Genomic DNA, 11249 nt, shown 5'->3' on the forward strand with positions numbered 1-11249 from the left:
ACCACACCTTTTAAAATCAAAAAACATGCCGGACATCCTCAAAGCCCATAATGCAAAAAAGACCGGTGGCCCGCAGCACGGGCGCCGGTCTTTTTATATCTGTCATGATCCGTGATGATCGTCTCTGCGGTCGTCGTATCCCTTCCGGGAGAGCGGGCAAAAAAATGACTGTCTCCTGCCGGCCGTCAGCCTTGCGCGTCGCCGCCTCAGGCCGTCGTACCGCCCTGCTTTTTTCGCAGCCACGCGGCCCGTGCCTGATGCAGCAAGGCCAGCTGCCCGGGGATGACATCCTGCCGCCGGAAATGCCGCTCCACGGTCCGGCGGGCGGCAAGGGACAACTCCGCCAGCTGGTGCGGTTGCGCCAGTATGCCCGCCAGTGTGGGGACCAGATCCGCCGCCCCGCACCAGAGGCCTCCCCCGCCCTCCTGCAACAGGGGCCAGTGCGGCGCATCGCCCGCCAGTACCGGCACCACGCCGCAGCTCATGGCTTCCAGCAGCACCGGCGCGGAAAGGCACGCTGCCGCCGGGGCCGTGATGACGGCCGCCGTGCGGAGCAGATCCCGATAGGCCTGCAGGGAGAGGCGCTCCGGGATCTCGATCCCGGTCGGCAGGGAAAGGCCAAGCTCCGCCAGTGATTCCCGCCCTGTCGCGCTTTCACACAGCAGCACCAGACGACAACCCGGGCACTGGGCCAGCAGGACTTCCGCCAGGCGCAGCATCTGCCAGACATCCGCCGCATCCCGGGCAGCGCACAGAATCCGGGTCCCGGCTTGCGGGCCGGATGCCCCGTTTGGAGTGAGGGGAGAAAAATAGTCCGTATCTACAGGATACGGCAAGCTCACGACGCCCCGCTGTTCCTGATCGCGGTTTTCCGCTTCTGCCGTCAGCCTGATGACCAGATTGCTCTGCTGCATCTGGCGGCATTGCAGCAAGTGGCGGACAAGCCCTTTACCGTCCCCGGCAAGCCCGTCGGACGGCAAGCTTTCCGCAAAGCAGGCCACAAAGGCATCAGGAAAGGCATCCCTGAGGAACAGCCCCTGCTCCAGTGCGGAAGAAAGCAGCACCATATCCGGCACAAAACCGCTTTGCCGCAGCAGACGGAAGGCCTGCAGGGCCTGTCGTCCCATCTCCACGGCCCTGTCCAGAGACGTGCCCGCCCCGTCCCCCGCAAGACGCCGGGAGCGGGAGGGGGAAAGGACCACATGCCGCACCCCGGGCACACTGAAATCCCGTCTGCCCCGGCAGGAGGCAAAAAGGATCTCATGCCCCGGCTGCGCGGCAAAAGCTGCCAGCAACGGGCCCAGATCCCCCGGGAAGGTGTGGTTGACGAACAGGATGCGCATGGAAGCTCCCGCGGATGCTGCCAAAAGGCGGGACGGCCTTCAGACCGCCCCGCCGTGTATGCAAGGTTAACCGTTGCTGTGTTCCAGGGTAAAGACCTGCTGCTGTACGGCCTCGCTGGCCGGATCGCCGGTCTCCACCGGTGTCAGACTGGTTTCCAGCGTCAGGCCGCCATCGGCTTCGGCCCCGCCGTTGAAATCATAGCTGCCATCATCCTGCTTCGTCCAGCGGTCATCCAGCTGGAGTGTCTCTTCTCCGGCCTCGTTGACCCCCAGCGTGATGCCGTACCTGTCGGCCAGATCATTGATGCTGGTCAGGCTCAGGGCATCCTCGCCCTTCAGCAGCACCTCGATGCCGCTGACGAGAGGCTTGTCGCTGCTGGTATTGCTCAGCAACCCGTCCAGCGTCAGGCTCGTATCGTCAGAGACCATGAAGTCGATGCCGCTGCCGCCGCTGACCAGATAATCCTGCTGGTCGTAGACGATGATGTCGTTTCCGGCACCGCCGAAGATGGCATCACTGCCCTCGCCGCCGCGCAGGTAGTCGTCCCCTTCCGTGCCGAAGAGGCCTTCCACACCTTCGGGCAGGAGCAGCCCACCGTCCCCAGATTCCTCTCCGCTGAAGGCGGGAGGCGTCGCAGCCGTAGCTGGATCGGTATCCTCTGCCGGAAGCATCTCCTCCGCCGTTTCGAACCGCAGCATCTCCACGGGCTCCGGCATTTCATCCGCGTTCTCCAGCCCGGCGAACAGCAGGGGCTCCGCAAGCAGGTCATCGGCAAGCGGCGTCTCCGATACCGGCACATCCGCATCCGGTAGATCCGTCATTTCCTCCTGCAGCACGGTCTCATCCTGCGGCAGCGGGATCTCTTCCGCCATGAGGGCTTCAGGGATGTCATCCTGGGCAGCCGGGACAGATTCCTGAAGGAAGGTCTCCGGATCGGCCGGTTCCGGCGTGATGCCGGCCACGAAGGATGCCGCCGCCGTCAGCAGGCCAGCTTCTTCCGCAGCCAGACGCTGGCGTTGGCTATAGGCCTTCAGGCTTGCCTGATCCCCGTCATCCGGCACGATGACGGTCTCGCCCTCCGTTGGGCCCTCACCTTCACCGCCCTCCGTCGGGGCCGTGCTGGTGACCGGCAGACTGACCGTCTGTTCCACCTTCCCGTGACCGTCATCCACGAACACGGTGATTTCAACCGTGCTCTCCTTACCGGGGGCCAGGTCATCGGTCCGCTCCGGCAGCACCTCATAGCGCAGCGTACCGTCGGTGTAGGTGTAGCTGACGTCATCGACCGTCACAGGCTTCTCGCCCGCCGCGATAATGACGGGAGTGCCCTCAGCATCCTTGATGTACACGGTCAGGCTGTCGTCGGGATCGCTGTCCGTGATGGCCACGGTGCCGGTGTTGCTCCCACCGTCTACAGGCGCACCAATGACAGGAGCCTGATTGGTACTCTCGATGGTGACGCTGCCCTTGACCGTATTGCTGTCTTCCGTATCGTCGTGGATCTTCAGGTCGAAATCCAGCGAGACGGACGAGTCACGATCCAGCGAGTTGCTGTACTCCGTATCAGGCGTGAAGGTATAGGTCAGCGTGTGTTCCGTACCGGCACCGTCTCCCTCGGTATAGGCCAGTTTCAGGGTACCGATCTTCTGGCCGCTCTCGTTGTAGACGTCCAGCGTCGTCGCGCCGTCCGTCAGGCCTTCCACGTTGTCCACCTTCAGGGAGTCGCCTTCCTTGCCGGATTCGCTGGCATACAGCCCCTCAAAGGTCACGCTGTGCGTATCCCGGACGTCCGCATCCGAGAACACCAGAGTACCCGTGTTGCTGCCACTTGACGGTTCTTCCGTGATGGCCGGTGCATCGTTCTCGTTGGTGACGGTGAACTGCAAATTCCCGTCGGTCGTGTCCGTGTCGCCGCTCTTGTCCGACACCGTGATGGTGAAGTCGATCGTACTGTCACCCACGGGCAGGTTGTTTTCAAAGTTTTCGGTCGAAAGCGTGTAGGTCAGTTCGCCGTCCTCATAGCGCAGGGTCAGCGTGCCGATCTGCAGGCCGTCCTTGTAGACGTCAACAACCTTGTCTTCCGTCAGGCCTTCCACGCTCTCCACCGCCAGGGCATTACCGCCCGCATCCTGCAGCCCGGTGAAGGTCACGCTGTGCTGGGTATCCAGTTTGTCGGCGTCCGAGAACTTCAGTTTGCCGCTGTTGTTATTTCCCGCTGCTGACGGATCCGTCGCCTCCATGATGACCGGCGCGTCGTTCTCGTTGGTGACGGTGAACTGCAAGTCCCCGGTCGTGACCGTGCCGCCGTTATTGTCCGACACCGTGATGCCGAAGCTGATGTCCTCCGGTTTACCGACCTCCAAGCCGTTCACGTAGTCCGGGTCAGGCTTGAACTTGTACTTGAGCTGATCCTCTGCGCCTCCACCCTTGCTGTAAGTCAGAGTCAGCTCGCCGATCTTTTCACCTGCCGCGTTAAAGACATCCAGCGTCTTTGTGCCATCCGGCGTATCCTTCAGCGTCTCCAGATCCACCTTCAGAAGACCGCCGCCCTCAGCGCCCGCACCTTCCTCACTGCCATACAGCCCGGTGAAGGTCACGTCGTGGGTATCCGTGGTATCCACGTCCGTGATGGTCACGGTCCCGAACTGACTGCCGGAAGGCTGCGAGACCACGATGCTGGGAGCATCGTTTTTCCCGTTGATGGTGACCTTGATGGTCTCCTCCGTCTTCAGGCCGGTACTATCGGTGATGGTGATGTCGAAATCATCCAATGCGGACTCACCATCCGCCAGATAGTTCATGTCCTCCGTCAGCTCATAACGGTATTCACCGGTCTTGGGGTTGATATAGAGGATACCATGCTCCCCTGCCACCTTGTGCCAGACCTTTCCGTCGATGGTCACGGGTTTGGCATTCTCGACGGAATAGTGCAGGGGGTCGCTCCCCGTGTCATTCGGTCCGCTATCCCAGCCGGTGGCATCTATCTGGCCAGAGTTCTCTCCCACATCTTCCAGCACCGTAAGCTCCAGGCTTTCCTCGTCCGTCACTTCCGGTGCGGTATTGTCGCCCTTGATGTGGACCGTGAGTTCCTTTTCGCTTATGCCGCCGTAGCCGTCAGTCACCACCACGGTGACTTTGTCCTCCACCACGTCCGTGGGTCGCAGGTTCTTTACTGCCTCGGCGTCATTATCCAGCACGAAGCGGTATTTGCCGGTCGTCTTGTCGAGATAGAAGGTGCCGTAGGTGGTCTTGTAGACGTATTCGCCGTCTGCCTCGCTCACCGTCCCATCACCCGTAGCCTTCAGGGAATAAGTCCGCGTATCGCCCGTGTCCACATCCGTGGCCAAGGCATTGCCCGTGACGGACCCGTCCGTACCTTCCTTGATGGTCAGCACCGGATCGCTCAACGACAGCACGGGATCGTCGTTGGTCCCCTTGATATTGACCGTGACGGTCGTTGGCACCGTCTCACCATCCTTGTCCTTAACGAAGATGGTGAAGGTATCCGTGAGCGAGGCACCCTCTCCCAGCTGCTGTACCGCCGGCAACTGGTTGTTGAGCTGGTAATGGTAGGTGCCGTTCGCATCGATGAAGAGCGTTCCGTACTCACCGGCAGCCATCGGCTTGCCTTCGCCAGTCACATCCCCGGCGGCCACGGAGTAGCTCAGATTGTCCGAGCCCGTTCCCCTGTCGTCCGAGACCACGAGCTGCTGCCCGTTTGTGAGGGTCACATCTTCCTTGACCTCCAGCGAGGGGGCATCCACGATCTCAGGCGCTTCGTTGGTGCCTTCGATGGTGATGTGGATTGTCTCCGAAGCGGTACTGTTCTCTTTGCCGTGGCCATCATCCACGGTGATCTTCAGGTCGAATTCCGCCTTTTCCCCCTGCAGCAGATCCTTGGCATACTCACTGGGCGTGAAGGTATAGCTGCCATCTTCATTCAGCGTGAACTCGCCCCACTTTTTGTCATCCACCATGACATTATAGACACGAGGATCGCCTTTTTCAGGCGCACCTTGCAGCTCAAGGGTAAAGTCTTCCGGCTTGGGCGTTTCCCCTTCCTTCGTCAGGGTAAAACCGTCATCCTCCGCTTCGATCTTATAGATGAGGTTCCGCTCTCCGTCTTCCGCACTGCCCACGTCCACCTTATCGGGGTCCGAGGTCTCGACCTTGCCTGGAACAACGCCACCCGTATCCTTGACCTTCAGATCCGTGACCGCTTCGATGACCGGCCGGTCATTGATGCCCGTGATGGTCACATTGATGGGGACTTCTTTCCCCTCCTCTGTACCTACCCAGAACTTCAGATCGATCTCATCCTTTTCAGTCAGTTCCTGGACCGCCTCACTGCTGTTGTTGAGTACGAAGCGGTACCCCCACTCGCCATTTTCGTTCTTTTCCAGGATCAGCGAGCCGTAGTCGGTCTGGATCACATGGGATTTGTTGCCCTCAGCGTCCTCCAACCAGATTTGATCGGCATTGACCGTGACCTTACTGTCATCCGTCGTTTCCAACAGGATGAGCCCGCTGTCCACGGACGGCGGCAAGGTGACATCGTAGTCACCACCGTCTTCTTTAACCGCCACGTCAGTAGTGGGAGCGAGCTCAATCGACCCACCGCTCCCTTCACTCCCCTTCCAGTGTACATCGAAGGAGATATCCTGCCTGTTAAACGCACCGTGCGGGTCCTTCACCCAGATGGTGAACGTTTCCTTGCCGGACTCCTCACTACTCCCAAGCTCCTTGTACTTATCGCTGAACGGGTCCACCACATAGGTGTACTCGCCGGTCACGGAATTGATGGTCAGGTAGCCGAATTCTCCCTTGATGGTCTGCAGGGAACTGGCTTGCTCCTCACCGCCCTCCCCGGGCTCACTACCGGGGTTCTCGCTGTTGCTCACGCTGTAGCGCAGCTCGGACTCCCCATCCGGTTCCCATATATTATCTACGTCCTCACCGTGGGCCTCGCCTTTGACAGGATCCCAGCCATCGACCGTGATCGCTCCATCCACCGTCGTCTCTATTCCAGCGTCGTACTCCAACTCCAGCGTCGGGGCGTCGTTCTCGCCCGTGATGGTGATGGTGATGGTGCCCTCTGCGGGCACGCCGTTGGAGGTTCCGCTGACAGTGAAGTTTTCCGTCAGGGAGTCGCCCACGTTCAGCTCCTGACGCTCCATGTAGGAGGCCTCATGCCCTTCCTTGGGATACAGCTTGTAGGTATAGTTCAGCTTACCACCCTCACGGGTGACGGTCAGGATGCCGTACTTGCCGTCGATGGTCCAAGTCCCATCCTCCGTACCCGTCAGGTTAGCGAAATTTCCTTCCGCAGCATTGGAGGTAATTTGCGTGATTTCCGGTCTATCATTGCTATCAAGATCAAATATCTCGATGGGCTTCTCCTCCGACGCTGCCTCACGATCTTCCGAAACGACCACGGCGCTGTTTTTGATGACCGGCCCATCATCCTTGCCCGTGATGGTGAAGGTCAGGTCTTTTTCTTCCGAGACGGCATTGTGTTCGTCAACAGCGACCACCGTGAATGTCACATCCTTAGTTTCGCCTTCCTTCAGATGCTGGAACTCGTCCTTGTCGTTGTAGAAGACAAAGGTGTAGTCGCCTGTATTTTCATCCAGCTTCAGATAGCCGAGCCCATTATCCCACGCGCCCAGATAGCGTACGTCACCACCATCCTCGACCTTGATGAGGTACTTGAGGACGTTGTCTTCCCCCGTGTCAGGGCTGTCCACGTCCGTCGCGGCGATAGAACCTTTGACTTCCGTCACCCCGCCGTCTTCTTCAAGGCCTTTGACCGTAAATCCGTCGCCCACGACCTCCAGCCCGGCCGTTATGCTCGCTTCATCCAGTGTGACCCTCTCCAGCACCGGGGCATCGTTGCTGCCCTTGACGGCAACCGTCAGCGGCTGATCGGCGCCAAGTTCGTCCTGTGCGCCCGTACCCTTGGCATGGATGGTGAACTTGTCGTACTCGATCTGGCCCAGCTCCAGCTTCTGGGTCGCATCCCATTCGTTGTTCAACTGGTAGAAATACTGACCCGTGGCCGTATTGAGATAGAGCGTGCCGTATGTCCCCTTCAGGATCTGGATGCCAGCATCGTCAGCCCAGGCATCTTCGCCCGAGAACTGCCCGTTGATGGCGTCCTGGACTTCGGGCCCCAGGTCATTGAAGCTATCCGTTCTGGGCGCCTGCTCCCCATCCTGCGTCTTGATGGAGAACTCCACATCATGCGGCTTGCCGTCCGCATCCGTATCGAATTCCTCGGCTTCCAGACGGCCAGACGCGAACGAGGGATCCCCACGATCCGGATCAGCTTCTGTAGGATGCGGGAAGTGGCCGAAGCCCTTTTCCTCCACCGTGACCACGGCCGCGTCACCGGTGAAGACCGTGGCCGTATCCTTGCCGGTGACGGTGATGATGATCTCCTCGACATTCCAGGCGCCCTTGTCGTCACGCACGGCCACATGGAAGGTCAGGGACTTCGTATCGTCCTCCGACAGCCCGATGATCTCAGGATGCTCGGTGTTCAAATAGAAGGTGTATTCGCCCGTCTCGGGATCGATCTCCAGCGTGCCGTAATCGGTCTTGAGCGTATCCTGCATTTCGACGCTTTCCGAACCGTCCGAATCCATCAGCTTGTCATAGCCATCATCATCCAGCAGGCCGTAGGTGAGCTTGTCCCCACTGTCCGCATCCGATGCCGTGACATTACCAGTGACGGAGGCCTTGTCTTCAGCCAGGTCCCGATCCTCCACATGCGTGATCGTCGGCGCATCGTTGGTGCCGTGGATGGAAAACTTCTGCGAAGCTGAGCTCTGGGCCGTGGAGCCATGCTCGTCACGAACATTGAAGTGGACCGTGAAGTCGAACTTCACATCCTCGCCATACGGTTTCAGGACGGTCCGGGCTTCATCCGTATCCAGCAACTCCAGCGTGTACTCGCCGGTCTTCTGGTCCAGCACCAGCTTGGCCACCTCGACCCCGTCCAGAGTGAGGGTCACGGAATTCTCGGTCTCATTGACCGTACACTTCAGGGGATTTCCCTTGCCCGTTATCTGCACCTCTTTCACAAAGAAAGTCAGCTCGTGGTCGGCGTCGGCATCATCGGCCGTGAGCCGGCCTTCCACTTTCTGGGACTCATAGACCTTGTTTTCTGCGGGGTTGAGATCCTTCCCGTTGTCGGTATCGACTGCGGTGCCGTCCGGATTGCGGCCCACGCCGTCAGTATAGACATCCTCGGCCTTCGCCTCGATCTTGATGGTCGGGCGGTCGTTGGTGCCGTGGATATTGATGGTGGCCGTATGCGTAGTATCGGAAAGGCTGCCGTGCTCGTCCTTGACCTTGAGCGGGATATCGATGCTCAGGTCCATGTCCTGCGGCAGACCGTTCAGGCCACCCTGATTCGGGGTGAAGGTATAGGTCAGGTCGCTGTCTGTCCCGTTCTGCTCCAGACTGAGTTTGCCCAGCGTGATGGGCTTGTTGCCATTGACGCCGGGGATGGTGGCTTTCAGCGTGTAGGTGCCGTCAGTATTCTCAGTAATGGTGTAGGTGGCCTCACTGCCCGACTCCTCATATCCCGCTGGATATACCACGTTCAGATCGGCCCCATTAGGCAGCCCATCCGCGATGACCAGGCTGTGCGTATCGTTGGCGTCCTTTTCCTCAAAATGGACGGTCCCAGTCTGCTTACCGGTATTCCCGGTAAATTCGGCATCAGGGGTATGTGTATCATCCTGACTGCCCCAGACGCCTTCTTCATGCACCGTCAGAGAAGAGGAACCGTCCGAGATGACTGGCTTATCGTTGGTGCCCTCAATGGTGATGGTGATGTTTTTTTCCGACCACGCGCCCCTGTCGTCCACGACGCGGACCACAAAGGTCTCGGTCACGGTCTCGCCTTCGCCCAGCTTCGTGACGGCATCGCTCTCCTTGAGAACGTAGGTATAGTTCCCGTACTGGTCCAGGGTCAGGGTGCCGTAGTCCGTGGTGGCCGTCCAGCCGTCGCCATTCTGGGTGACATCCACAGTCCCCATTTGCTCCTTGCCGTCATACGTCCACACCGAGGAGGAGGTCAGCGTCGAATCATAGCCCTTTTCCTGCAGGGAGAACTCCAGACCGTGATTCTCTTTGCTTGTGGTCGTCGCGCCCGCACCGTTTTCACGGTCAGCGTCCGTGGCCTGCACACGGCCGTGGAGCGTGGTCACGGCAGATTCGTCACTGGCCGTGCCGTAGGCATGCAGATAGCCGTCCCCGCCATCCACGAGCTGACCCTTGTCATTATAGAAGGCCTTTTCATCCGTGACGGTCAATTCCGGCCGGTCATTGGTGCCGGTCACCGTGACCGTCACTTCCTTGCTGGCCCAGGCGCCATGCTCGTCCCTGACGAAGATGGTGAAGGTCTCCGTCAGCGTCTCGCCTTCATTGAGGTAGTCGAGCCTGTCGTACTGCGTCCCGTCACCGGCCGTAAAATCGCTGCTCTCGTCCAGCGTGTAGGAATAGCTGCCGTCCGCTCCGATGGTCAGGCTGCCGTACTGCCCCCGGACGGAGACATCGCCGCCGTCAGTGGTAAAGTCGACGCCATCAGGGGATTCGGCCTTGCCGGCCTCCACACCGTAGACGAGTTCCGCGCCGTGGTCGGCATCCTTGCCCGTGGCCTTGTCGCTGTCCGTGAGCGCACCGTCATACCTGCCGATCTCGTCAGCAGCCGTCCCGTCCTTGCTGGGCGCGTCAACGAGCTCGTCATCCGGCCCATCGACCACGGCACCGTCATCATGACGGCCCACGCCGCTTTCCGTGACGTGCAGCGCGCCGCCATCAGAACCGTCACCCAGCTCCAGACGGGGCTTGTCGTTGGTCCCGTGGATGGTGATGGTGATGTCGGTGGAAACTTCCTTGCCGAAGGTATCCTTGACCGTGACGGTAAAGGTCTCGGTCAGCACCTCGCCCTGGGCCAGCTTGTTGACGGCATTGCCGTCCGCATCAAAAGCGCCGGACTTGAGCTCATAGGTATAGGTACCGTCTGCATGGAAGGTCAGCTTACCGTAGCCGGATTCATAGACGGTATCGCCGTTCGGCGAAGTGGAGACCAGCTTGGGCGCCTCCGGCTGGGTCACGGCAGGCGTACCGCCCGTTTTCAGCTGGGCATCCGCGGCATCCACACGGAAGGAGAGATTCCCCTGGTCGCCAAGGTCAATGTCCGTGGCATCGACCCGGCCAGAAAGGCTCTCTGTCTGGTGATGGCCGGGGATGACATTGCCCTGCCCGTCGACGACATTCCCCGCCTCTGTCAGCGTATTGCCGTCACTGCCGTCATGGTAGACGCCTTCTTCCTTGAAGACGAGATCATCCTTGTCCGTGATGACAGGGAACGCGCTCGAGCCTTCCACCTTGATGACGATCTCCCTGGTGTCGTAAGCACCATGCTCATCCACCACGGTGATCTCAAAGGTCTCGAAATGGGGGTGCTCGGGATCGAGCTGCTGGACGAGCTCGCTCCCGCTGTTGACCACATAGGTCCAGCTGCCGTCAGGATTGACGGTCAGAGTACCGTAGTCGGTCGTGAAAATGGCCTGGGTGCCGCCTTCAGAGCCAATATGCCCCGGCTGCGGCTCATGCCCTGTGGCAGGAGAGGTCGCATGCTCCACATCTCCATCCGTATGGGTACCGCCGGCAATAAGGATGGTCTGGTCACTGCCCGCATCGGCATCGACGTCCCGGATATCGAACGATCCGGAAAGCTGGGGCCAGCTCGTGGCGTCATCGGCATCAGCGGGGTCGCTCTCTATGGTCTCGAGCACCGCACCGTCCATGAGGATCTGTCCGTTGCCATCCCGGATCTCCAACGACGGCTTGTCATTGCTGCCCGTAATGGTGATGGTCACGATCTCCAG

At 60.0% G+C, this 11249-nt stretch carries 2 protein-coding genes; both read right to left on the bottom strand.

All coding sequences use genetic code 11. From position 1 onward, the window contains the following. Positions 1–206: 206 nt before the first annotated feature. Positions 207–1343: a hypothetical protein gene (locus ACQRCJ_RS11080; protein ID WP_168934579.1), complete on the bottom strand. Its 1137-nt coding sequence runs from the start codon at positions 1341–1343 to the stop codon at positions 207–209. Between the two features lie 66 nt (positions 1344–1409). After that, positions 1410–11240, bottom strand: coding sequence for a VCBS domain-containing protein (locus ACQRCJ_RS11085; protein ID WP_427799812.1), 9831 nt, complete (start codon positions 11238–11240; stop codon positions 1410–1412). Positions 11241–11249 lie beyond the last annotated feature (9 nt).

Source organism: Desulfovibrio sp. SGI.102, assembly GCF_050314315.1.
In the GTDB taxonomy this organism is placed as follows: domain Bacteria; phylum Desulfobacterota; class Desulfovibrionia; order Desulfovibrionales; family Desulfovibrionaceae; genus Desulfovibrio.

What these genes read in the sequence shown, in the direction of transcription:
- ACQRCJ_RS11080 (WP_168934579.1), bottom strand. Translation starts at nt 1,343, where the DNA reads ATGCGCATCCTGTTCGTCAACCACACCTTCCCGGGGGATCTGGGCCCG.